The 23,175-nt window shown below is 67.0% G+C and carries 17 protein-coding genes; 10 read left to right on the top strand and 7 right to left on the bottom strand.

Features of this window, described 5'->3' with window-relative positions:
• Positions 1-9: 9 nt before the first annotated feature.
• Positions 10-2,223 (bottom strand): TonB-dependent receptor, encoded by a 2,214-nt coding sequence (locus AAG801_RS03295; protein WP_341887143.1) that lies wholly within the window; start codon positions 2,221-2,223, stop codon positions 10-12.
• 306 nt (positions 2,224-2,529) lie between these two features.
• Here AAG801_RS03295 and AAG801_RS03290 point away from each other — a divergent pair, with 306 nt between their 5' ends.
• A complete protein-coding gene (locus tag AAG801_RS03290; RefSeq protein ID WP_341887142.1) occupies positions 2,530-2,799 on the top strand; it encodes a hypothetical protein in 270 nt (89 codons plus the stop codon).
• An 87-nt stretch (positions 2,800-2,886) separates the two neighbouring features.
• A complete protein-coding gene (locus tag AAG801_RS03285) occupies positions 2,887-3,357 on the top strand; it encodes a hypothetical protein (protein ID WP_341887141.1) in 471 nt (156 codons plus the stop codon).
• Between the two features lie 53 nt (positions 3,358-3,410).
• On the opposite strand, the gene AAG801_RS03280 is transcribed toward AAG801_RS03285, so the two are convergent.
• The 4 genes from AAG801_RS03280 to AAG801_RS03265 are packed head-to-tail and all read right to left on the bottom strand — an operon-like array spanning position 3,411 to position 10,904.
• Positions 3,411-4,256 carry a fumarylacetoacetate hydrolase family protein gene (locus AAG801_RS03280; RefSeq protein ID WP_341887140.1) on the bottom strand — a complete coding sequence of 282 codons (846 nt, stop codon included), beginning with the start codon at positions 4,254-4,256 and terminating at the stop codon, positions 3,411-3,413.
• 29 nt (positions 4,257-4,285) lie between these two features.
• Positions 4,286-5,317 carry a TRAP transporter substrate-binding protein gene (locus tag AAG801_RS03275; RefSeq protein WP_341887139.1) on the bottom strand — a complete coding sequence of 344 codons (1,032 nt, stop codon included), beginning with the start codon at positions 5,315-5,317 and terminating at the stop codon, positions 4,286-4,288.
• 38 nt (positions 5,318-5,355) lie between these two features.
• The gene (locus tag AAG801_RS03270) at positions 5,356-6,108 is read right to left on the bottom strand and encodes a hypothetical protein (protein ID WP_319357401.1); all 753 of its coding nucleotides are present in this window, start codon (positions 6,106-6,108) and stop codon (positions 5,356-5,358) included.
• A 53-nt stretch (positions 6,109-6,161) separates the two neighbouring features.
• On the bottom strand, positions 6,162-10,904 hold the full coding sequence (locus AAG801_RS03265) for an RICIN domain-containing protein (RefSeq protein ID WP_341887138.1): 4,743 nt from the start codon (positions 10,902-10,904) through the stop codon (positions 6,162-6,164).
• Between the two features lie 221 nt (positions 10,905-11,125).
• Between AAG801_RS03265 and AAG801_RS03260 the strand changes: the two genes are divergently transcribed.
• From AAG801_RS03260 to AAG801_RS03225, 8 genes are all read left to right on the top strand, one after another.
• Complete coding sequence (locus tag AAG801_RS03260) at positions 11,126-12,706, top strand: ABC transporter substrate-binding protein (RefSeq protein ID WP_341887137.1); 1,581 nt, start codon at positions 11,126-11,128, stop codon at positions 12,704-12,706.
• A gap of 9 nt (positions 12,707-12,715) precedes the next feature.
• Positions 12,716-13,657: an ABC transporter permease gene (locus AAG801_RS03255; RefSeq protein ID WP_341887136.1), complete on the top strand. Its 942-nt coding sequence runs from the start codon at positions 12,716-12,718 to the stop codon at positions 13,655-13,657.
• 3 nt (positions 13,658-13,660) lie between these two features.
• The gene (locus tag AAG801_RS03250) at positions 13,661-14,500 is read left to right on the top strand and encodes an ABC transporter permease (protein ID WP_153282130.1); all 840 of its coding nucleotides are present in this window, start codon (positions 13,661-13,663) and stop codon (positions 14,498-14,500) included.
• Positions 14,500-15,537, top strand: coding sequence for an ABC transporter ATP-binding protein (locus tag AAG801_RS03245; protein ID WP_341887135.1), 1,038 nt, complete (start codon positions 14,500-14,502; stop codon positions 15,535-15,537). The genes AAG801_RS03250 and AAG801_RS03245 overlap by 1 nt, the downstream gene beginning before the upstream one ends.
• 151 nt (positions 15,538-15,688) lie before the next feature.
• Positions 15,689-16,675: an ABC transporter ATP-binding protein gene (locus AAG801_RS03240; protein ID WP_341887134.1), complete on the top strand. Its 987-nt coding sequence runs from the start codon at positions 15,689-15,691 to the stop codon at positions 16,673-16,675.
• Positions 16,672-17,967: an amino acid deaminase gene (locus AAG801_RS03235; RefSeq protein ID WP_341887133.1), complete on the top strand. Its 1,296-nt coding sequence runs from the start codon at positions 16,672-16,674 to the stop codon at positions 17,965-17,967. Before AAG801_RS03240 ends, AAG801_RS03235 begins: the two co-directional genes overlap by 4 nt.
• 20 nt (positions 17,968-17,987) lie before the next feature.
• On the top strand, positions 17,988-19,472 hold the full coding sequence (locus AAG801_RS03230; RefSeq protein WP_341887132.1) for a D-aminoacylase: 1,485 nt from the start codon (positions 17,988-17,990) through the stop codon (positions 19,470-19,472).
• A gap of 42 nt (positions 19,473-19,514) precedes the next feature.
• The gene (locus AAG801_RS03225) at positions 19,515-20,453 is read left to right on the top strand and encodes a LysR family transcriptional regulator (protein WP_341887131.1); all 939 of its coding nucleotides are present in this window, start codon (positions 19,515-19,517) and stop codon (positions 20,451-20,453) included.
• Between the two features lie 33 nt (positions 20,454-20,486).
• Here AAG801_RS03225 and AAG801_RS03220 read toward each other — a convergent pair whose 3' ends face one another.
• Entirely contained in the window at positions 20,487-21,929 is a 1,443-nt protein-coding gene (locus tag AAG801_RS03220; RefSeq protein ID WP_341887130.1) for an aldehyde dehydrogenase family protein, read from the bottom strand.
• Between the two features lie 18 nt (positions 21,930-21,947).
• Positions 21,948-23,144, bottom strand: coding sequence for a sn-glycerol-3-phosphate ABC transporter ATP-binding protein UgpC (gene ugpC / locus AAG801_RS03215; RefSeq protein ID WP_341887129.1), 1,197 nt, complete (start codon positions 23,142-23,144; stop codon positions 21,948-21,950).
• Between the last annotated feature and the right edge of the window lie 31 nt (positions 23,145-23,175).

Here is a 23,175-nt window from a genome sequence, read left to right as displayed (position 1 = left end):
TCGTCAATCTCAGAACGTCACGTTCGCCGACAGCCAGATCGTGCGTCCGGCCGGCGTGGTGCCCGCCACCGACGCGCCGCCCTGGAAGTATTCGTTGACCCAGGCCGAGGTGCCGCTCAGGTCGACCTGCTGGAACTTGCGGAAGTCCTTGTTGAACAGGTTGTTCACGTTGGCGTTCAGGCGCACGTTCTTCGACACCTGGTAAGAGCCGCCGAGGTGGAACAGGTGGTACGCCTTGATGTCACCCACCGCGCGGTAGATCGCCAGGTTGTTGCCCGTCAGCCGCGCCGGGTCGCCGGTGAAGCGCGGGCTCTTGCCGCGGTATTCGCCGCGCAGCCAGAAGCGCCACTTGGCGTCGGGGTTCCAGTCGACCTGCGCATGCAGCAGGTGGCGTGCGGTGTCGGCCAGCTTGCCGTTCTTCACGCCGCCTTCGATCACTTCGCTGTCGGTCCAGGTGTAGCCCGCCTTCAGGCCCCAGGCCTTGGTCAGCTGAACGCGGCTGCTCAGTTCCATGCCCCAGGTCTTGGCCTGGTCGACGTTGACCGAGTAGTTGGCGGTCGGGTCGACCACGCAGCTGGAGATGCGCGCCACGCTGCAGTCGCCGCCGCTGGCGATCTTGTCCTTCACCTTGTTGTGGAACAGGGTCGCCGAGGCGGTCAGGCCCTTCTGGTTGTTGAACAGCGCCGCCAGCTCGGTGCTGGTGCTGGTCTCGGGCTTGAGGTTCGGATTGCCGATGTTGAGCGTGGCGCCCTGGCCGCTCACGCCGCTGATGCCGTCGATCAGCTGGTTCAGGCGCGGCGCGCGGAAGCCCTTGCTGACGCCGCCCTTGAAGGTCCACTGCGGCGTGGCGTCCCAGACCAGGTAGCCGCGCGGGCTCACGTGGCCGCCGAAGGCGCTGTGGTGGTCGTAGCGACCGCCCAGCGTGGCGGTGAGGCCGGGCGCAAGGCGCCATTCGTCTTCGGCGAACAGCGCCCACATGGTCTGGCTCTGCGAGGTGGGCAGCAGGCCGTCGACCAGCTTGGCGTCCCACCACTGGCCGCCGACGGTCAGCACGTGAGCATCACCCACGGGCGCGACGAGCTTGCTGTCGAGCACGAGGTTGGTGGTCTTGAGTTCGCGTTCGCGGCCGCGGTCGGCTTCGCTCAGCCAGTACACGGTGCGGCGGGCCGCGGCATTGCGCGGAATGGCGCCGCCCGGAATCGTGCGGCCGACGGTCTCGGTGGTGGTGTGCATCAGGCTGCTTTCCACCGTGCCGAAGCCCAGGCGCCCGGTGTGGCCGACGGCGACCTGGTCGCGGTTGAAGCGCAGCGCGTCCTGGTAACCCGGCGGGTTGTTGCCGGTGCGGTTGGGCGCGGCGGCGTCGCGCGTGCCCAGCCGGCCGTCTTCGTTGTCGTACCAGCTGCGGCCCGATTCGACGTCGAGCCAGATGTCGTGCTGCCGGTTGGGCGTGAGCATCAGGCGGCCACCCACGCTGTGCTGGCGGCTCTCGGCGGGCGCGGGGTTGCGCGCAGTCGCGGGCTGCGCCTGGCCGGGTGCCAGCACCCAGTCGGCGGCTTCGCGGCGGTAGATGTTGCCGCGCAGGGTCAGGCCCAGCAGGTCGGTGGCCACGGGGCCGCTCAGGTAGACGCTGGAGCGCGTCTGCGAACCCCAGTCGCTGTCCTGCGGAATGCCGGTTTCCATCGTGACCTGGCCGCCCCATTCACGCGCCACCTTGCGCGTGATGATGTTGACCACGCCGCCCATGGCGTCGGAGCCGTACAGCGTCGACATCGGGCCGCGGATGACCTCGATGCGCTCGATGGCCGCCAGCGGCGGCATGAAGCTGGTGTGCGCGGCGCCGAAGCCGTTGGGCGTCACGTCGCCGGCCACGTTCTGGCGCCGGCCGTCGATGAGGATCAGCGTGTAGTCGCTGGGCATGCCGCGGATCGAGATGTCCAGGCCCCCGGTCTTGCCGGTGGAGCCGCCCACGTCGATGCCTTCGACGTTCTGCAGCGCCTCGGCCAGGTCGCGGAACTGGCGCGTTTCCAGCTCCTGGCGCGTGATGACCGAAATGGAAGCGGGCGCGTCCTTCAGCTCCTGCTCGAAGCCGGTCGCGCTGACGACGACCTCGCGCAGTTGCTGGTCAGCGGGCGTCTGGGCGAACAGGGCGGGAGAAAAAAGAGATGCGGCGGCCAGCGCCAGCAAGGACGGACGCGGCCGACGGCCGCAACGCGAGAACAACATGCAAAAACTCCACGGAAAACGGCAGGAAAAACAGGGCCGCTCTCGGATGCGTTGTTGTTGTTGCGTACCAACTGATCAGCATCAATTGTATTGAGAATGCAAACAAATATTATTTGCATCCAGAACGAACGAAGGGACATTGCGCAAGGCCGATGGCGCTTTGTGCAGGCCCTGCTTTCGGCTGCCCAGGCAAACCCTATGCGGCCAAAAGTTCACCTTGAATTCAGGGGCGGATACGTCATCTGGCGAATAGCGACCCGCGAAGGGCGCCGTTACTCTGGAACAAGAAAAAAGAGAGGTCCGTCCATGCTCACCATCCTTCAGAAAGCCGTGATCCTCGGGAAGGCCGGCGTCGAGGTACCGGCCCATCCGGTCGACGACCTGTCGACGCCGATGGCCACCGGCTCGCCGGTCAAGGCGGAAGGCGTGTCGCAGAAGGCGCACGAATGGGCACGGGCCGTCGAGACCCTGTACGTCACCTACGTCGCGGCGCGCGCTGCGAAGAGCCTGCGCGATGCCGAAGAGGCGCGGCAGTCGGTGATGCTGCGGCAGCTGTCGGCTGCGGTGCAGGCCTGATCACAAGCACTCCCCGTCTTCGCGGCGTGCGCGTTCTGCGCTAGCCTGCGGCCTCCTCCATCCACAAGAGAAAGGCCAAGACGCACCATGGGACTGTTCGATTTCCTGAAGAAGAAAAAGGAACCTGAAATAGAAATGCCGTCGACGCTCGAGGCCGGCATGGCCTCGCAGGCCGAAGACTTCATCGGCGCTTTTTCGCAACCCGGCACGCCGATCGACGGCGCGGCGCTCGACTACTCCGAAGCCTCGCTGGTCCTCGTCGACCAGGTGCTCGAAGACTTCTTCCAGCAGCAGGCGCCCTTGCCCGACGACCTGCACTTTCTGGCGTCGGCTTATGTTTTCGAAACCGCACGCCGCGAGTTCGGCGGACGCTACCTGCGCGGTGACGACGACAACCCCTTCGTGCTCGTGATCGGTCCCGACAGCGCACAGGTCGGCGTCTGCGCGATGGCCAAGGTGCGCGGGCGTGCCGTCAACGGGCCGGAAGACAGCCTCGCGTTCTTCTACGCCGGCATCGCGCCTGTGGTGCAGCGCGGCGTGAGCGCCACGCTGATCTGACACAGCAGCAGCAGGCGCATCACGGCCCGCTGCTGCCCTCTGCCACCTCCCCTTCAATCGAACTGTGTGGCGACCTGCCGCTGCGTGCCCAACCCTTCGATGCCCAACGTGACGACATCGCCACCCTTCAGGTAGACCGGTGGCTTGAACCCCATGCCCACGCCGGGCGGGGTTCCCGTGGAAATGATGTCTCCCGGGCGCAGGCTCATGAACTGCGAGAGGTACGCAATCAGGTAACGCACGCCGTAGACCATGGTGGCCGTGGAGCCGCTCTGGCGCCGCACGCCGTTGACCTCCAGCCACATGTCCAGCTGCTGCGGGTCGGGCACTTCATCGGGCGTCACGAGCCACGGGCCGATCGGTCCGAAGGTGTCGGCCGACTTGCCCTTGGTCCACTGGCCCTGGCGCTCAGTTTGAAAAGCGCGTTCCGACACGTCGTTGATCAGGCAATAGCCCGCGACGTGGGCCATTGCATCCGCTTCGCTCACGTACTTCGCGGTCTTTCCGATCACCACGCCCAGCTCCACCTCCCAATCGGTCTTGGTGGAGCCGCGCGGAATTTCAAGCACGTCGTTCGGTCCGCCGATCGCCGAGGTGGCCTTCAGGAAAACGATGGGCTCGGGCGGCACCGTGGCGCCGGTCTCGGCCGCGTGGTCCGAGTAGTTGAGCCCGATGCAGATGAACTTGCCCGAGCCGGCCACGCAGGCGCCGATGCGCGGAGTGCCTTCCACCAGCGGGAGAGTTTGCGGGTCGAGTGCGGCGAGGCGCGCCAGGCCGGACGGCAGCAACACCTCGTGGGCGATGTCGTTCACGTGCGCGGAGAGGTCGCGCATACGGCCTTCCGCGTCGAGCATTGCCGGCCTTTCCTGGCCGACAGGCCCGTAACGCAACAGCTTCATTCGTCATTCCTTGGTTGTTTGTTGGTTGTCTATCTGGCGGCACTGCCGCGTGCCTTGCCGAGCTCGGAGAACAGCTCTTTCGTCAGCGCTGGGTCGATCTGCTTGACGTGCTTGTCCGTGACCGGCACGAGCTTCTCGCGCAGGCGCTCGCGCTCGGCGGCGGGGAACTCGGTCAACACCATGCCCTTGCCCTTCAGGAACTCGGCGGCCTTGGCGTTGACGTCGCGGTTGGCGGCGCGCTGGAAGGGCTGCGTTTCCCGGGCCGCATCGAGGAGGATCTTGCGTTCGTCTTCCGACAGCTGCTCCCACCGCTTCTTGCTGAACAGCAGCACGACGGGGTTGAACGCGTGCCGCGTGTTGGAGCCGTACTTCTGGATCTCGTAGTACTTCGAGGCTTCCACCAGCGAGTACGGATTTTCCTGGCCGTCGACGGCCCGTTGCTCCAGCGCGGTGTAGACCTCGGGCAGCGGCAGCGGCGACGGGTTGGCACCCAGCGCGCTGAAGGCATCGATCATCACGGGGATCTGCATCACGCGCAGCTTCAGGCCCTGCAGGTCTTCCATGCGCGCGATGGGTCGCCGGCTGTTGGTGACGTTGCGAAAGCCGTGCTCGAAGTACGTGAGGCCGATCAGGCCCTTCTCGGGCAGCTTGTCCAGCAGCTTGCGGCCGACCGGACCGTCGAGCACGAAGTCGGCTTCCTTCTCGTTGTTGAACAGGAACGGCAGGTCGAACAGCGAGAACTCCCGGGCCATGCCCGAGAGCAGGCCCGGGATCGCCATCGTCATTTCCACCGTGCCACCCTGCAGCGAGGCAATGACCGAGGCATCGCCCCCCAGCACGCCCGAAGGAAAGAGCTTCACCTTCATCTTGCCGCCGCTCTTTTTCTCGACGATCTCCGAGAAGCGCTGCGCGCCCATGCCCTGCGGATGCTCCTTCTGGTTGACGAAGGCGAACTTGAAGGTGCGCTCCTGGATGTTCTGCGCACCGGCGAGGCCGGACGCCAGGAACGAGGTCAGGACGATGCAGGTGGCGACCAGGCGATGCGGCAGAGCTTTGGGCATGGGTGTCTCGGTGAGAGGGTGTGGCGACCCGCGCGCGATCAGACCGCGACGCGTTCGAACTGGACGCTGCGGCAGTCCATCTCGTACTCGAGATCGACCACCGGCGGGCGGTTGTAGTGCCAGGTCAGCCCATGACGCGCCGCACCGCGCTTGACGATCTCGTCCGCGATGAAGGGATGGATGTCGTGCACCGTGTACAGCTGCGAGCCCGTGGTGCTGGCCCAGGTGAAGCCCAGCGATGCCAGGCGGCGTTCCATTTCGTCGAGCACCCACTGCGCCTTCTTCAGGATGGCGGGCGGCGAGGTGTCGCCCAGGCGCACGGCATGGTCGCGGTAGTGGCCCTTGCCTTCCGGCGCTTCGGCACTGCCGGCCACGACGAACGAAGCCGCTGCCTCCGCGTCGGGCACGGTGTAGCTGAACGCATGGAACGAGGGCTCCGACGGCGGCGACACCGCGGGGCACACGTTGCTTCGCGCCACCGGATTCAGGTCGCCGATGAAGATGCCCCATTCTTTCAACGTTCCCACGTAGAGGTTGTTGAATTCGACGAAGCCCTGTTCGGTGAACGGTGCCGGGGACCGCAGTTCGCACGCGCAGAAGGCGGCCAGCGGACGCGAGGCCTCCTCCAGGATTTCCTTGATGCGCTGAAAGCCCTGCTTCAGGGGCAGGGGCTCCAGGAACCGCACGCGCTCGATGCGAAACCCAGGTTCGGCGGCCACGCCAGCCGAGTACTGCTGGACGCCCGGAATGAACCGATAGCCGCCTGGGAGGGAGAGTTGGAGTTCCGACACGTGATTTCCTTTTTTTGGAGAGCGAGAGAAAAAGAGAGAAGGCGCAGAAGCGCTCAGGGAATCTGGCTCCAGCGCTGGTTGGCCCCGCCATGGCAGGTGTAGGTGGACAGCGCTGTTCCTTGCGTGGTGGTCGAGCCGGGCACATCGAGGCACGCGCCGGAAGAGACGCGGTTGCGCAACGTCGCCCCGACCACGCTCCACTGCGTGGCCATGCCCGCCGTGCACGCCAGCTGCACCAGCGGGCCGCCGCCGGCGTTGGTGTTGCCCTGCGCCAGGCACAGGCCACTGTGCTTCGCGACGAACTGGGTGTAGCCGCCGCTGCTGTTGACGGTGAAGGTCTCGTTGTTGCCGTTGCCGCAGGCCCACTGCACCACCGTGGCGCCGCTCGCTGTGGAGCCGCCCGACACGTTGACGCACAGGTTGCTGACCTCCGAGCGGATGCGTGTGTCGACCGCCGGTGCGGTGTCGAGCGACTTCACGAACTCGCCCAGCGCCAGCAGGTCGGCCGCCGGCAGGCCCGAGGCATTGCCGTGGCCGCCCGCGAGCACGTCTTGCAGCGTGGCCTTCTGGCCGTTGTGGAAGAAGCTCGGGTTGCTCCAGGTGCCGTAGAGCGTCGGTGTGTCGAAACCCACACCCGCCAGCGGCTGGTTGCTGCCCTTGCCCGACGAGAGCTGGACCGTGCCCACGTCGTGCCGCAGCCCGTCGCGCAGGCTGCCGGCCGTGTGGCAGGTCGCGCACTGCGCCGTGTTGAACACGGTCTGGCCGCGCACCGCGTCCACGCTGAGGTTGCCGTCCGCCGCGCGGGCCGGGCTGCGCATGTACTTGTTCAGCGAGTTCAGGTACGCCGCGAGATCGTCGAGCTGCGCATTGCGGCCCGCCTTCAGCACGCCGAGCGGGTCGCCCGTGGCCGAGAAGTCGGCGTTGGTCAGGAAGCCCGTGCCGCCGAACTCATTGCGGATGTCGTGCTCGAAGTCCTGCACCTCGTCGAAGTTGGCGGTCCAGTGCAGCTTGCCGTGGCCCGTGCCGCGACGGCCCTGCAGGCTGATGGTGCGGCGCAGGCCCTCGCCGCGCTGCGTGAAGTCCCACACCATGCCGTCGTCGCTGCCATCGGCATGGCAGCTCGCGCACGACATGTAGTTGTTCATGCTCATGCGCCGGTCGGACGCGTTGTAGAACACCTGCTTGCCGCGCAGCGCCGCAGCCGCCATCGGCTCCTGTGCGACCGTGGTGACGTTCTGCAGGAAGGCCGGGGCGGCAGACTCCGAGGACAGCACCTGCGCCACGTCGTGCACCGACACCGAGCGCGCCAGGAAGTTGTTCACGTACAGCCGTTTGCGCGCCGCATCGATGTACAGGCCGTGCGGCGCGCTGCTGGCGTTGATCTCGCCGCGCACCGAGCGGTTGTAGGCATCGACGATGGCCACGCGGTTGCCTTCCATCTGCGCCACGAAGATGTAGTCGCCGGCGGGCGAGTACAGCGCGGCGCGTGCGGGGGCACGGTCGTTGAAGTCGAGCTGTTCGCTGAACACTTCCGCGGCCGTCTGCAGGTTCACCTGCGACAGGATGGAGCGCACGGTCTTGTCATGCTCCAGCGGCAGGCCGTCGCGGAAGGTGCCGCGCACGATGTTGTCCTTCTTCGAAGGCAGCAGCGCACGCGCGCCGTCGGGCGAGATCACCACCTGGCTCAGGTAGTTGGGCACGCCGCGCGAGGCGGCCTCGGTGTCGACCGTGGTCGTGTCGACCGCCAGTGCGATCGGCGTGGCGCCGCTGAAGCTCTGCAGGTTCACCTTGTGCAGCTGCCCGCCCGTCATCTTCGACTTGAAGCGCGTCACGTAGGCCGACTGCGAAGTCGCATCGACCGCGATGCCGCGCACGCTGCCTTCCAGGGCGAGCGTGCCCGTGGCGGCGCCGGTCGTCGGGTCGAAGCTGACCAGCGCCGACTTGCTTTCCAGCGTCAGCAGGCCCTTGGTGCCGTTGGGCGTGAAGACGACACCGTACGGGCCGCTGCCGTAGGCCAGCGGCACAGTGGTCGAGAGCGTGCCGTCGGCGGCGTTGAGCGCCACGAGCTTGTCTTCGCCCTGCACCGTGACCCAGATGCGGCCGTCGGGGCCCACGGCCAGCGTCTTCGGCTCGTCGCCCACGCGCACTTCCCAGCGCTTGGCGAAAGTCTCGGCGTTGATGGCGGCCACCGTGCCGCTGTCGGGGTTCACCGAGTACACCGAGTTCGCATCGCCTGCGATGTTGGTCGTGTGCGTCGGCGCCGCCGCCGTGACGGGTGCGATCACCGTGAGGTTGTAGGTGTAGAAGGTCTCCTGACCGTTCGCGGCCTTCACCGTCAACGTCACGGTGTAGTGGCCGGGGCTGCTGTAGGTGTGCGTGACGCCGGGTTGCGCGGCGTACGCGCTCTGCGTGCCGTCGCCGAAGTTCCAGCGGAACTGCGCACCGGTGGCGCCCAACGTGGCCGGGTTGAAGTTCAGCTGGCCGTTGACGATCTTCGGTGCGCCCACGATGCCGGGGTCGCCGATCACGGCCTGGCTGCGCAGCGCCGCCACGTCGCTGTCGCCGAGCACGCGGCCGTACACGCGCACCTCGGCCAGCGTGCCCTTGAAGAGCGCGGTGTTGCCCTGGATCTGCCCCAGCAGCTGGAACTTGGTCGTCAGGCCCTTGGTGCCGGTCGGCCCGGTCGACGTGGTCTTCACGCCATCGACGTACACCGCCTGTGCGCCCGAGGCCGCGTCGCGCGTGAGCACGATGTGGTGCCAGTTGCCGTCGTTCACGGCCGACTGCGAGCGCGTGCCTGCGTTGTCGCCCACCGACAGCTTGATGTTGCCGGTGCTGTCGAGCCAGCCCCAGAACACGTCGTCGACGCCCGGCGACTGGTCGCGACCGAAGATGCCGGGCGCGGTCCACGAGCTGCCACTGCCCGCCTGCGTGGTCTTCATGTAGAAGCTCAGCGACGCGGTGCCGCCCAGCGTGGTGGACACGGAGTCGTTCTTCAGCTGCACGCCCGTGGTGCGGTTCGCGAAGTTCAGGCCGATGCTCTCGAAGGCGTCGCCGGTGGCGGCGGTGCCGTTGTTGGCGCTGATCTGGTCACCGAGGTTGCCCGTGAGCGCCCAGTGGTGCATCAGGTTGATGTCGTTGGCATTGCCGGTGTTGAAGGTGGAGCGGTAGTCGGCGGCAATGGCGTTGCCCGCGTAGTCCTTCAGGCCGTTGGCGGGCAGGAACACCTCGTAGGCGGTGCCCGGCTGCAGCGGCTGCGCGGGGTGGAAGTTGACGATGCCCAATTGCACGCTGTAGGTGCCCGCCAGCGTGTTGCCGCCCACCGCGCGCACGATGAAGGTGTTGGCGTTCACGCTCTCCGGCAGGATGCTGTCGGTCATGCCCAGGCCGATGCGCGAGGTCAGGGCCTGCTGCTTCGCACCGTTCACGGGCGAGACCTGCTTCACTTCGGGCTTGGTGAGGTCGGGGTCCACCGCATGCACGATGAAACCGCTGCCCGAGCCGTGGTCGTTGCCGACGTAGATCAGGTTGCCGAACGGCGACACCTGGCCATGGTCGGAACTCGAGAAATCGGGGTGCGTCGTCGCGAAGAGCCCGCCGCGCCCGACTTCGACGTGGTTGAGCGGGTTGCTCACATCGACCTTGTGGATGTAGTTCTGCGCGCCCTGGAACACGAAGTTGTCCTGCGTGCCGCAATACAGCTGCTGGTTGATCACCAGCCGGTTGTCCTCGGCCACGAAGCGCGATCGGTCGCTCAGGTCGTAGCCGAACATCTTGCCACCGCTCTCCTGTGCGGAGGCGTAGACCTTCTTTCCGTCGAAGCAGGTGGCGTAGTAGCTGGCCGTAGAGCCAGCGACGGCGTCGAGCACCTTGGGATTCAGCGGGTCCGAAATGTCCAGGCTGGCGAAGCCGCTGGTGTTGGTCATGGACGTCAGCACCATGTGGTTGCCCATGGTGAAGATCGGCCCCACGCGAAAGCCGCCGAGTTCGCCGGTCGGTATCGGGTTGGGCTTGCCGGCGCCGCGGTTCGCGAGCTGTGCATTCACGGGGTCTGCAGCGTCGATGACGAACACGCCCTGCTCCGCCGCCGCCACGTACAGGTAGGGCGCCTGCCACCAGAGCTGCCAGCTCACGTTGTTGTAGTCGCCCTTGTTGACGTTGGGCAGCACCAGCTTCTTCACCTGCTGGATGTTGTTGATGTCGGTGAAGTCCCAGAACTCGATGCCGAACACGCTGGGAACGGCGACGTACTGCTTGCCGCCGATGGTGGCGATGCCGATGGAATGCGGCTCCCTCAGTTCCTTGGTGCGGCCATCCGGCTCGTAGATGCGCTTCACGAGCTGGAGGTTGCGCGGATCGGACACGTTGTAGAGCAGGAAGCCCCCCGGGCCCAACCCGCCATCGGGCGTGAACGTCGTCAGGAAGTAGCCGTTGATCATGAGGCCCACGTTCTGGCCGTAGTGGTACTTGGTGTACCCGGCCGTGGGGTGCGTCACGCTGCCACCGGGGATCTTCGGCACGTCGGCACCGGTGCCTGCGCCGACACCGGTGTCCACCTCTTCCTTGATCATCGAGATGGGCTTGAACAGCTCGGCCTGCGTGTAGGTCAGGTTGCCGAGGCCAGGGCCCTGCAACGGCAGCGGATCGGCCACCAGCTCAGCAGCCGCGGAGGCCATGCTGGTGGCGGCCTTCCTGATCGTGTCGAGGGGGTTCACCCCGGTGATCGCCGCATGCGTCAGCAACGCACAGCCGAACAGAAAACCTACCGCAAGAACTTTCTTGGTGCTCATTTTCATCCTCGCAAATTCGATCGGACGCCATCTTTCGGTGGGAAAAGATTCGACCGGAATCTAGCAGCGGATCAGCGCGAGAACGGCATTGAATTTCGAAGGGAGGGTTCGAATAGTTAGATCAGTGATCAGGGTAAATGGTGATGTTTTGGCATGGGTTGTGCTTCAAAGTTCGGGCCTGAAAAAGTGAATTCATTGCCCACCGATCGCCCATGAAGGAACACCCCATGTCTCACGCCGGTCCTGATGTCCAGCGCCTGCCCCGTCTGTCGAAGCGCAGCCTGCTGGGCGCTTCGTTGCTCGCGGTGCTGTGCACCACGCTGCCCCACCAGCAAGCGCATGCGCAGAGCCCGCGCAACTTCGCCACGCTGGCGATGGTGGCCGAGCCGCAGACGCTCGACCCGATGGCCTCCACGGCCGACCTGGTCGGAACCATCATGCAGCACGTGTACGAGACGCTGTACACCTTCGATGCCAAGTGGAACGTGGTGCCGATGCTGGCCGAGGGCATGCCCAAGATCTCCGCCGACGGCAAGACCTACGCGATCACGCTGCGCAAGGGCGTGATGCTGCACAGCGGCCGTGAACTCACCGCCGACGATGTGGTCGCCAGCCTGCAGCGCTGGATGGACCAGTCGCCACGCGGCAAGGCCGTGAGCAAGGAAATCGAGACGTTGAAAGCCAAGGGCCCGCTGGGCGTGGAGATCGTGCTGAAGGCGCCGTATGCGCCGCTGCTCTCGCAACTGGCATTGCCCAGCAATGGCACGGCCGCGATGATGGCCAAGGAATCGATGGCCTCGCCGCTGAAGGACTTCGTCGGCACCGGCCCCTACAAGTTCAAGGAACGTCGCCCCGACCAGTTCGTGCTGCTCACGCGCTTCGACAAGTACAGCGCACGCAAGGAGCCTGCGAGCGGCTATGGCGGCAAGCGCGAAGCGGTCATCGAAGAACTGCGCTTCGTGCCCGTGCCCAACGCCAGCACGCGCGTCGAAGGTGCACTCGCGGGCCAGTACGACTTTGCCGACCTGCTGCCGGTGGAGGCGCTGCCGCGTCTGGAGAAGGCCAGTGGCAAGACGCTGCCGATCATCACGCCCGCGTTCGGCTTTCCGCTGGTGGTCTTCAACACCAAGGAGGGCGCGCTCGCCAACCAGGCCGTGCGCCAAGCCCTGCAGACGGCGATGGGCCAAGGCGAGATGCTCGCGGCCGGCTTCGGTGACACGCGCTTCTTCATCGCGGAGGCGAACCACTTTCCCAAGAGCTCGCCGTTCTACTCGGCGGCGGGCACCGACCAGTACAACCAGCGCAACGCCACCAAGGCGAAGGACGCCGCCGCCAAGGCCGGCTACAAGGGCGAGCCGATCCGCGTGCTCACCAGCCGCCAGTACGACTTCCACTACAACATGTCGCTCTTGATGGCCGAGCAGCTCAAGCGCGCCGGCTTCAAGGTCGATCTCAACGTGGTCGACTGGGCCACGCTCACCCAGCGCCGCAACGATCCGCGCCTGTGGGAAATCTTCATCACCCATTCGGGACTGTTCCCCGAGCCGATGCTGTCGCCGCCGCAACTGGGCGACGGTGCACCAGGTTGGTGGGACTCGCCCGCCAAGAAGGCCTCGCTCAGCGCCTTCAACACCGAGAGCGACCCGGCCAAGCGCGGTGCGTTGTGGGGCAAGGTGCAGCAGGTGGTGTACGACGAGGTGCCGTACATCAGCGTCGGCAAGTTCAACGCCCTCTCGGCCAAGAGCCCCGCGCTGGACAACTACCAACCCACGAACTGGCCGTTCTTCTGGAATGTGAAGATCAAGTAGGAGGCGCGCTTGTTCCGTTTCATTGCCTCGCGCTTCGCCGGCATGCTCACTGTGCTGGCCCTGGTCGCCGTGCTGGTCTTCGTGCTCACCCGCGCCGCCTCGGGCGACCCGATCTCCGTGCTGCTGGGCGACCAGGCCACCGCTGCCGACATCGCCCGCGTGCAGAAGGACTACGGGCTCGATAAACCCCTCCCCGTGCAGTTCGGCTACTGGCTGCGTGAAGTGCTGCAGGGCAACCTGGGCACCTCGATCTTTCTGCAGCGCCCGGTCACGCAGGCGCTGTGGGAGCGCGCCGAGCCCACCACCTTGCTGGCCCTGCTGGCCGTGGCCATCGCGGCCCTCATCGGTGTGCCCTGCGGCATCGTCTCTGCGGTGTTCCGCGGGCGCGTGGTCGACCAGTTCTTCACCGGCATCGCGATGCTGGGCGCCAGCATCCCCAGCTTCTGGATGGGCATCGTGCTGATCCAGATCTTCGCGGTGTCCTTCGGCTGGTTCCCCGTGTCGGGCTACGGCGCGCCCGATGCGCCCTTTTCCGAGCGGCTGCACGCGCTGGTGCTGCCGGCCACCGTGCTGGGCCTGCTGAACTCCGCGCTCATCATCCGCTTCACGCGCGCCTCGATGCTCGATGTGCTCGGTGAAGACTACGTGCGCACCGCGCGCTCCAAGGGCCTGAGCGAGGGCACCGTCGTCTTGAAGCATGCGCTGCGCAACGCATTGGTGCCCATCGTCACCGTGATCGGCCTGACGGTCGCTCTCATGATCGGCGGCGCCGTCATCACCGAGACCGTCTTCGGCCTGCCCGGCGTGGGCAACCTCGTGGTCAACGCCGTGCTGCGGCGCGACTACCCCGTCATCCAAGGTGCGCTGCTCGTGATTGCCGCGATCTATGTGCTCATCAATTTCTCGATCGACCTGCTGTATGCCGTCGTCGATCCGCGCGTGAAGGTCTGAGTCGTGCAGATGCCAAGAATGCTCCGCCAGCTGATGCACCGCCGCATCGTGATGGTCTCCGCCCTGGTGCTGCTGGTGATTGCCGTGCTCGCTGTGGGTGCGCCGCTGTTTGCGTCGGCCGATCCCAACGACACAGCAGTGCTGCAGCGCCTGAAGGCGCCCAGCGCCGAACACCTGCTGGGCACTGACGAATTGGGCCGCGACATGTACGCGCGCATCGTGCACGGCGCGCGCTACTCGCTGGCCATTGCGGCACTCACTGCGCTCGGTTCTGTCATCGCCGGCACAGTGCTCGGCTTGATGGCCGGTTTCTTCCGCCGCCTCGACACGCCCCTGATGCGCGTGGTCGACGCGATGATGTCCTTCCCCGACATCCTGCTGGCCATCGCGCTGGTGGCCATCCTCGGGCCCTCGCTGATGAACACCGTGCTCGCGCTGGTGCTGGTCTACACGCCGCGTGTCGCGCGGGTGGTGCGGGCCTCGACGCTGGTGGTGCGCGAGCTGCTGTTCGTCGAGGCCGTGCGGGCCCTGGGTGTGCGCACCTCGCGCATCCTGTGGCGTCACATCCTGCCGAACCTGATGTCACCGATCCTCGTGCAGGTGTCGTTCATCTTTGCGTACGCGATCCTGGCCGAAGCGGGCCTGTCGTTCCTGGGCGTCGGTGTGCCACCCGAGATCCCCACCTGGGGCACCATGGTCGCGGGCAGCCAGCAGTACGCGCACCAGGCCTTCTGGGTCGTGCTGTTCCCGGGGCTGGCGATCATCTTCACGGCCTTGTCGCTGCAACTGCTGGGCGACGGTGTGCGCGACCTGCTGGACCCCAAGTTGAAGAAGACCTCGTGATGAACACCACGAACACCACCCCACGGCTCACGGTCACCAACCTGAGTACGAGCTTCCCGACCGAAGACGGCTTGATCCGCTCGGTGGCCGATGTGAGCTTTGCCATCCAGCCGGGCAAGACCACTGCACTGGTGGGCGAGTCCGGCTCGGGCAAGTCGGTCACCAGCCTCACGCTGATGCGCCTCTTGCCCAAGACCGCCAACGCGCAGGTCAGCGGCAGCGCCTCGTTCGTCACGCGCGAAGGCAAGACACTCGATCTGCTGCAGATCGGCGAACGCGAGATGCGCTCGCTGCGCGGCAACCAGCTGTCGATGATCTTCCAGGAGCCGATGACCAGCCTGAACCCGGTGTTCACCATCGGCGAGCAGATTGCCGAGAGCGTGCGCCTGCACAAGGGGCTGGACCGCAAGGCGGCATTGGCTCATGCGCTGCGCATGCTGGAGCTGGTGGAGATTCCCGCCGCTGCCCAACGCATCCACGAGTACCCGCACCAGCTCTCGGGCGGCATGCGCCAGCGCGTGATGATCGCGCTGGCGATGGCCTGCGACCCGACGCTGCTGATCGCCGACGAGCCCACCACCGCGCTGGACGTGACCATCCAGGCGCAGATCCTGGAGCTGATGCGCCGGCTGCAGGCCGAGACGGGCATGAGCATCCTGTTCATCACGCACAACCTCGGTGTGGTGGCGCACCATGCCGACGATGTGGTGGTGCTGTACTCGGGGCGGGTGGTCGAGCGTGCGCCGGTACGGCCTCTGTTCGCGCAGCCTGAGCATCCGTACACGCAGGGCTTGCTGGCCTGCCTGCCGGGCAAGGCGCGGGTTCCTGGGCAGCCGAAGCCCAAGCGCTTGTTTGCGATCCGTGGGCAGGTGTCGAGTCCGCTGGCACCACCGCCCGGTTGCGCCTTCGAGCCGCGCTGCGACCAGGCGCTGCCCGAGTGCCGCAGTGCCATGCCGCCGCTGATCGACATCCGCCAGGACCGGCAGGCGCGCTGCGTCCGCGTGCAGCCTGACCAACCGCTTGCGAGGGCTGCATGAGCCGCATGACGAGCGCCTTGTTCCTGACTTGCTCCCTCTCCCGCTTGCGGGAGAGGGTTGGGGTGAGGGTGACGCCCGAGTCCTTCACGAGCACCCTCATCCCCCGCCTTCTCCCGCTCGCGGGAGAAGGAGCCAATACCCGAAGCCCACGATGACCGCCGCCGTTCCTTCTTCCCCCCTCATTGAAGTCCGCGGCCTCAAGAAGTACTTCGGCAGCAGCGACCGCCCCGTGCGCGCAGTAGACGACGTCTCGTTTGCCATCCACCCCGGCGAGACGCTGGGCCTGGTCGGCGAGTCGGGCTCCGGCAAGAGCACCATCGGACGCACCGTGCTGCGCCTGGTCGAGCGCACCGAGGGCCAGGTGCTCTACCGCGGCGACGACATCGGTGGCCTCTCGGGCGAGCGCATGCGCAAGCTGCGCAGCAAGCTGCAGATCATCTTCCAGGACCCGTACGCCAGCCTGAACCCGAAGATGCGCATCAGCGCGATCCTGGGCGAAGCGCTGTCCACGCACGGCTTGCACAAGGGCGCCGCGGCGCGCGACAAGCGCATCGCCGAGCTGCTCGAAACCGTGGGCCTGCGCCCTGAGCATGCGAGCCGCTTCCCGCACGAGTTCTCGGGCGGGCAGCGCCAGCGCATCGGCGTCGCACGCGCGCTGGCCGTGGAGCCCGAGTTCATCGTGGCCGACGAGCCGCTGTCGGCGCTGGACGTGTCCATCCAGTCGCAGGTCATCAATCTGCTGGCCGACCTGCGCGAGCGCCTGGGGCTGACGATGCTCTTCATCTCGCACGACCTGGACGTGGTCGAGTACCTGTGCGACCGCGTGGTGGTGCTGTACCTGGGCAAGGTGATGGAAGTGGCGACCACCGGCGAGCTGTTCGCGCGCCCCTCGCACCCCTACACCCAGGCGCTGCTGGCCGCGAGCCCGAAGCCCGATCCCGAGATGGCGACCGAGCGCATCGCACTGAAGGGCGACATCCCCAGCCCGATCTCGCCGCCCTCGGGCTGTGTGTTCCGCACGCGCTGCCCACATGCCATCGAGGCTTGCGCGCAGAACGTGCCCGCCCTCGAAGAAATCTCGGTGGGCCACTATCGCGCCTGCCTCCGAAAAGATCTGCTCTCCCACATCGCCGCATGACCATGACCGACAACTTCAACGATCCGCTGCTGGGCAGCAACTTCAAGGGCTATCCGCGCACCCAGGCACCGCGCCGACGCAGTGAAGTCGGTGCCGCCGGCTGGAACGTGCTGGCCGGTGACCTGCCGTTGCCGCTGGCCGTGCTCAAGCGCGAGGCGCTGGAACACAACCTCGCGTGGATGCAGTCGCGTGTGCGCGAATGGGGCATCGACCTCGCGCCGCACGGCAAGACGACGATGTCGCCGCAGCTCTTCCAGCGCCAGTTGAATGCGGGTGCGTGGGGCCTGACCTTCGCGACTGTCACCCAACTCGCCGTCGGCGTGGCTGCCGGCGTGCGTCGCACGCTCATCGCCAACCAGGTGGTGAGCGACGAAGACCTCGCGGGCATCCAGATGCTGCTGCGCGCGCATGCCGGCCTGCGCGTCGTGTTCCTGATCGATTCGATCGCGCAGCTGGCGCTCATCAAAGACTGGTCCAGGCGCAACCCCGCGAGCGTGCCCTTCGAGGTGATGCTCGAGATCGGCATCGACGGCGGGCGCACCGGTTGCCGCACGCACGACGAAGCGATCGCCGTGGCCAGCGCGGTGCATGCCAGCAGCGCCGCGAAGCTGGTGGGCATCGAGAGCTACGAAGGCCTGAATGCCACCGGGTCCACCGAGCAGGACACCGCCTTTGCCAAGGCACTGATGGACCGCATCGAAGCCGTGGCGCGCCACTGCGACACGCAGCAACTCTTCGAGACCGACGAGGTGCTGGTCTCGGCCGGCGGCTCGGCCATCTTCGACCTCGTGGCCGGACGCCTGAAGCCCGCACTGGGTTCGCCGGTGCGCGGTCTGCTGCGCTCAGGCTGCTACGTCACGCACGACCATGGCTTCTACAAGCGCATGGTGAATGTGGCGGACGAGCGCATGGGGTGCGAATGCGGCGAAGGGCTGAGACCGGCGATGGAGGTCTGGGCCAACGTGCAGTCGCGACCCGAGCCGGGCCTGGCGATTCTCTCGGTCGGCAAGCGCGACGTTTCTTTCGACATGTCGATGCCGATCCCCATTGCGCACGCGGCGCGCGGTGCCTTGCAGTCGCATGCGGTGCCCGCCAGCTGGAAGGTCACCGCACTGAACGACCAGCACGCCTACCTGCGCTGGGACGCGAACGACGAAGCGCAAGCCCCTGTCGTCGGCGATCGCGTGGGCCTGGGCATCTCGCACCCCTGCACCACCTTCGACAAGTGGCACTGGATGCCCGTGGTCGAGAACGACTACCGCGTGAGCGATGCGGTCGTGATTCATTTCTGAGCAAGGCAACGAATCCATCCATGAACACACAGAAGAACGCCGCGACGCTGCTCGAAGGCGGCCTCGTGGTCGACGGCTCGGGCGGCCCTTCATGGCCCGGCGACGTGCTGCTGCAGGGCGACCGCATCGTGGCGCTCGGCGAAGGCCTGCGCACGCGGCTGCCTGAGGGACTGAACATCGCGGACGTCGGCGTGGTCGACTGCCGCGGCAAGGTGATCGCGCCCGGCTTCATCGACGCGCACACGCACGACGACGCCATCGTGCTGCGCGATCCGTTGTGCCTGCCCAAGGTGTCGCAGGGCATCACCACCGTGGTCACCGGCAACTGCGGCATCTCGCTGGCGCCGTACCGCACGCCGCAGTCGAAGCCACCGCTCACGCTGCTGGGTGCCGACTCGTTCAAGCACACGACCATGGCCGAGTACCGCGCCGCCGTCGATGCGACGCAACCTGCGCTCAACGTGGCCGCGCTCGTGGGCCACACCACGCTGCGCTTCGCGGCGATGCAGGCGCTCGACCGGCCTGCTGACGGCGACGAACTCGCGCGCATGGAAGCGCTGCTCGACGACTGCATGGCCGCGGGCGCGCACGGCATGTCGTCGGGCCTGTTTTACGAAGAGGCGTTTGCCGCGCCGGCCGAGGAAGTCACCGCGCTCGCGCGCGTCGTCGCGCGCCACGGCGGCGTGTACGCCACGCACCTGCGCAGCGAGATGCAGCAGATCATCGAGGCGATGCACGAGGCCGGCGACTCGGCGTTCGAGGCCGGCGTGCCCTTGATCATCTCGCACCACAAATGCGCAAGCCCGGCCAACTGGGGCCGCACCAAGGAGACGCTGCCATTGATCGACGCCTTGTCGCAGCGCCAGGAGATCGCGATGGACGTGTACCCCTACGTCGCCGGTTCCACCGTGCTGCGCGAGGACATGGTCGATGGCGTGATCGACGTGCTGCTGACCTGGTCCGAGCCCCATCCCGAGATGACCGGCCGCCTCATCGCCGACATCGCGCGCGAATGGGGCACCACCGAGAAGGAAGCCAGCCTGCGCCTGAAGCCCGGCGGTGCCTGCTATTTCCTGATGCAGGAAGAAGATGTGGAGCGCGTCATCGCCCACCCGCGCACCATGATCGGCAGCGACGGCCTGCCGCATGACCGCCATCCGCATCCGCGGCTGTGGGGTGCGTTCCCGCGCGTGTTCGCACGCTACTGGCGCCAGCGCAAGCTCTTCACGCTGGAGCAGGCGGTGCACAAGATGACGGGCATGACAGCGCGCAATTTGCGCATCGCGGATCGCGGCCTGCTGCGTGTCGGCGCGATGGCCGACGTGGTGGTGTTCGACCCCGAGACCATCACCGACACCGCGACCTACGACCAGCCGCTGGGCGTGAGCGAAGGGATCGAGCGGGTGTTCGTGAACGGCGTGCTCGCGTACCGGGGAGCGAGCGAGGCGCGGGTGCTCGCGCGCGCGGGGCGCATGCTGACACGGCAGGCACGCGCCGCGAACTGAGCGGCGCCGCGCCCCTTCCCTGCCATCCCGTAGAGTGCACGCATGATCGAATCCACAACCCTTCGGTACTTCTACGAGGTCGCGGCCTTTGGCTCGGTGCGCGTGGCGGCGGAAAAGCTCTTCGTCGCCCAGAGCGCCGTGAGCCGGCAGATCGCGTTGCTGGAAGACGAACTGGGCGTGCCCGTCTTCGAGCGCCACGCACGCGGCATGGCGCTGACCGCGGCCGGCGAACTCCTGCTGCGCTATGCGCAGGACAACAAGACGCAGCTGGCCGACCTGAAGGGCCAGATCCACGAGTACGAGACGCTGGCCAAGGGCCATGTGCGGGTGGGCTGCGTGGAAGGCATCCTGCACGGCCTGCTCACGAGCTTCATGCCGAACTTCATCCGCACGCACCCGGGCATCACCTTCTCGCTCGATCTCATGGGCTCGCATGCGGTGGGCGAGTCGGTGGCGGAGCACAAGTACGACCTGGGCATTCTGTTCGGCGCCTCGCCGCGCCCCGACCTCATCGAGCTGCAGAAGATCGAGCAGCCGCTGTGCGTGATTGCGTCGCCGCAGCATCCGCTGGCACAACTGCGCAGCTGCACGCTCGCGCAGGTCGCCGATGCGCCGCTTGCGTTGCCCGACCGCTCCTTCGGCCTGCGCCAGCTGGTCGACCGCGTCAGCTCCAAGGGCAAGTTCAAGCTGAACATTGCGGTCGAGACGAATTCGCTGTCCTTTGCGAGCCGGCTGGTCGCGGAGTCGGACCTCATCACCTTCCAGCCGAGCGACGTGGTCGCGCCGCTGATCGAGGCTGGCAAGGTGGTGGCCATTCCGCTCACCGATGCGTCGCTGCGCTCGGCGCGCGCCACGCTGGTGGCGAGCTATTCCCGGCGCCTGTCGCTCGCGGCCAATCACCTGTCGCAGTCGCTGATCGCGTACATGCAAGGGTGGCAGCGGCCCGTGAAGCCGGGGCGCGCGAAGGGAAAGTTGGAATAGTCCCGGCGCGCGGGACCTTCGGCGTCGAGAGGCTCAACCCGGCAGCGTGACCGTGATCATCTTGATCTCGGTCATCGCCTCCAACGTGTGCATGCCGCCCAGCCGGCCGATGCCGCTTTTCTTGCCGGAGCCACCACCGAAAGGCAGGTGGAGTTCCCACCAGGTCGTGCCCGCGTTGATGTTGACGATGCCGGCGGGAATCGCCTGGGCCATGGCGATGCCTCGGCCGATGTCTTGGGTGAACACGCCCACCGAGAGTCCGTAGTCGTTCTGCAAGGCCATTTGCAGGGCCTGCGCTTCGTCCTCGAAGGCAATGACCGGCACGACGGGGCCGAAGGTTTCCTCCCGGCACAGCCGCATGGTCGGGGTCACGTCGCGCACCACGGTCGGCTCGAAGAAGAGGTCGCTGCCCAGGTCCGGCCGCGCCCGGCCGCCGTGCAGCAGGCGCGCCCCCTGCGCGATGGCCTCGTCCACATGCGCGCGCACCTTGGCCGCCACCTTGGCGTTGTTGAGCGGCCCCATGGTCGTCGCGGGATGCAAGGGATCGCCCAGCACCTGCCCGGCGGCCTTGGCGACCAGCTTGTCGCAGAGGCGGTCGACCACGCTGGCATGGGCCAGCACAACGCCTGTCGCCGCGCACACCTGCCCCGCGTTGAAGAACGCGCCGCCCGCCGCTGCAGCGGCTGCGGCATCGAGGTCTGCATCTTCACAAACGATCAGCGGCCCATTGCCTCCGAGTTCGAGCAGCATCGGCTTTCCGGCGCCTCGCTCGGCGATGCGCTGGCCCGTTGCGGTGCTGCCGGTGAAGGCGATGGCGGTCACGTCCGGATGCACAACCACCGCATCGCCCACGATCGCGCCCTCGCCGATCACCAGATTGACGACACCGGCGGGCAGGCCGGCCTTTTGGATCGCTGCCATCAGCGCGCAGGCCACGAGCGCGGTGGATGGCGCAGGCACCCAGACGATCGTGTTGCCGGTGGCAATGCCGGGGGCGAGGTACTCCACGGGGATGTTGACCGGGAAGTTCCAGGGCGTGATGACGCCATACACGCCGCGCGGCTGCCGCAGGGTCATGACGAGCTTGCTCGGGTCTTCCGCCGGCAGCGTCTTGCCGCCCATCTGCTTGACGAGTTCGGCGGCGAGCCGGAAGCCGTCGGCGGCCTTGGCGACTTCGCCGAGCGCCTCGGCCAGGACCTTGCCCTGCTCGCTCGACAGCGTGTGCGCGATGGTCTCGCGCGCGGCATCGATCTCGGTCGCGATCGCCATGCACATCGCAGCGCGCTCGAACACAGGGGCCGCGGCCCAATCGGAGGCTGCGGCCTTGGCGGCGGCGACGGCCGCGTCCGCCGTCTCGCGGCTTGACCGGGGCACGGTGGCGATGGTTTCGCCGTTGGCCGGGTTGACCACTGGCAGCGTGTCTATGGTGCTCGACCAGCGCCCGCCGATGTGGTTGCCCGTTTCGACGTCGGGCATGCGATGGCTGCTCATCGCCTAGCCGTACGAATACGCGATCGACGCGGCATGGCGTTGGCCCTCGCTCCCACTGGCACGCAAGTCCGCACTGGACACGGCTGGCCTGTGCCCGACCGGCGCGGGGGCCGCAACGCCCACATGGCGCTCTGTCTGCGCATCGAAGCAATGGGTCGATGCGGCATCGCGGACCTGCAGGTGCACCACGTCGCCGGGTTTGAGGGCCACGCGGTCATGCACGGAGACGCACCAGGGTGTCTCGCTGCCCGCCACGGTGCCGTAGATCTGCGTCTTGTCGCCCGTCGACTCCGTGAGGATCACACGCAGCGCCAATCCTTCGGAGGCCAACTGCAGATGCTCGGGCCGCAACCCCAGCAGGATGTGCTGTCCATCGGCCAGCAGCGGCGTGCACCCGGAAGTGGGCAGATGCCACGCCTGCCCGTCGGGCAGCGCGAGCCAGGTGCGGCCGTGTTCGCGATGCACCTGCCCCTGCGTGAAGTTCATCGCGGGCGAGCCGATGAAGCCCGCCACGAAGCGGTTGACCGGGCGGTCGTAGAGCTCCAGCGGCGCACCGACCTGCTCCACCCGGCCCGCGCGCATCACGACGATGCGGTCGGCCATGGTCATGGCTTCCACCTGGTCGTGCGTGACGTAGACCATGGTGTTGCCCAGGCGCTGGTGCAGGGCCTTGATCTCCGCGCGCATCTGCACGCGCAGCTGCGCATCCAGGTTCGACAGCGGCTCGTCGAAGAGAAACAGTGCGGGCTCGCGCACCACGGCGCGGCCCATGGCCACGCGCTGGCGCTGTCCGCCCGAGAGCGCGCGCGGCAGGCGGTCCAGGTACGGCGTGAGGTTGAGCAGGCTGGCGGCTTTTTCGATGCGCGGACGGAAGTCGCTTTCGGCCTCGCCGCGCGTGCGCGGGCCGAAGGCGATGTTCTCGTAGACCGACAGGTGCGGGTAGAGCGCATAGCTCTGGAACACCATCGAGATGTTGCGCTTCTGCGGCGACAGGTCGTTGGCCCGTGCGCCGCCGATGCGCAGCTCGCCGCCGCTGATGGGCTCCAGCCCCGCGATCATGCGCAGCAGCGTCGACTTGCCGCAGCCCGAGGGGCCGACCAGCACGACGAACTCGCCGTGGGCAATGTCCAGGTCGATGCCGTGCACGACGGGCACGCCCGCGAAATCCTTGCGCAGTTGCTTGAGTTGAACCTGAGCCATGGGGTCTCCTTGTAGTTGTGAAAAGGGGTCG

This window comes from Variovorax sp. YR752, from assembly GCF_943372545.1.
Note: the sequence above shows the minus strand (reverse complement) of the source record. Positions and strands in the feature narration are given on the sequence as shown.

What these genes read in the sequence shown, in the direction of transcription:
- AAG801_RS03295 (WP_341887143.1), bottom strand. Translation starts at nt 2,223, where the DNA reads ATGTTGTTCTCGCGTTGCGGCCGTCGGCCGCGTCCGTCCTTGCTGGCG.
- AAG801_RS03290 (WP_341887142.1), top strand. Translation starts at nt 2,530, where the DNA reads ATGCTCACCATCCTTCAGAAAGCCGTGATCCTCGGGAAGGCCGGCGTC.
- AAG801_RS03285 (WP_341887141.1), top strand. Translation starts at nt 2,887, where the DNA reads ATGGGACTGTTCGATTTCCTGAAGAAGAAAAAGGAACCTGAAATAGAA.
- AAG801_RS03280 (WP_341887140.1), bottom strand. Translation starts at nt 4,256, where the DNA reads ATGAAGCTGTTGCGTTACGGGCCTGTCGGCCAGGAAAGGCCGGCAATG.
- AAG801_RS03275 (WP_341887139.1), bottom strand. Translation starts at nt 5,317, where the DNA reads ATGCCCAAAGCTCTGCCGCATCGCCTGGTCGCCACCTGCATCGTCCTG.
- AAG801_RS03265 (WP_341887138.1), bottom strand. Translation starts at nt 10,904, where the DNA reads ATGAAAATGAGCACCAAGAAAGTTCTTGCGGTAGGTTTTCTGTTCGGC.
- AAG801_RS03260 (WP_341887137.1), top strand. Translation starts at nt 11,126, where the DNA reads ATGTCTCACGCCGGTCCTGATGTCCAGCGCCTGCCCCGTCTGTCGAAG.
- AAG801_RS03245 (WP_341887135.1), top strand. Translation starts at nt 14,500, where the DNA reads ATGAACACCACGAACACCACCCCACGGCTCACGGTCACCAACCTGAGT.
- AAG801_RS03240 (WP_341887134.1), top strand. Translation starts at nt 15,689, where the DNA reads ATGACCGCCGCCGTTCCTTCTTCCCCCCTCATTGAAGTCCGCGGCCTC.
- AAG801_RS03235 (WP_341887133.1), top strand. Translation starts at nt 16,672, where the DNA reads ATGACCATGACCGACAACTTCAACGATCCGCTGCTGGGCAGCAACTTC.
- AAG801_RS03230 (WP_341887132.1), top strand. Translation starts at nt 17,988, where the DNA reads ATGAACACACAGAAGAACGCCGCGACGCTGCTCGAAGGCGGCCTCGTG.
- AAG801_RS03225 (WP_341887131.1), top strand. Translation starts at nt 19,515, where the DNA reads ATGATCGAATCCACAACCCTTCGGTACTTCTACGAGGTCGCGGCCTTT.
- AAG801_RS03220 (WP_341887130.1), bottom strand. Translation starts at nt 21,929, where the DNA reads ATGCCCGACGTCGAAACGGGCAACCACATCGGCGGGCGCTGGTCGAGC.
- ugpC (WP_341887129.1), bottom strand. Translation starts at nt 23,144, where the DNA reads ATGGCTCAGGTTCAACTCAAGCAACTGCGCAAGGATTTCGCGGGCGTG.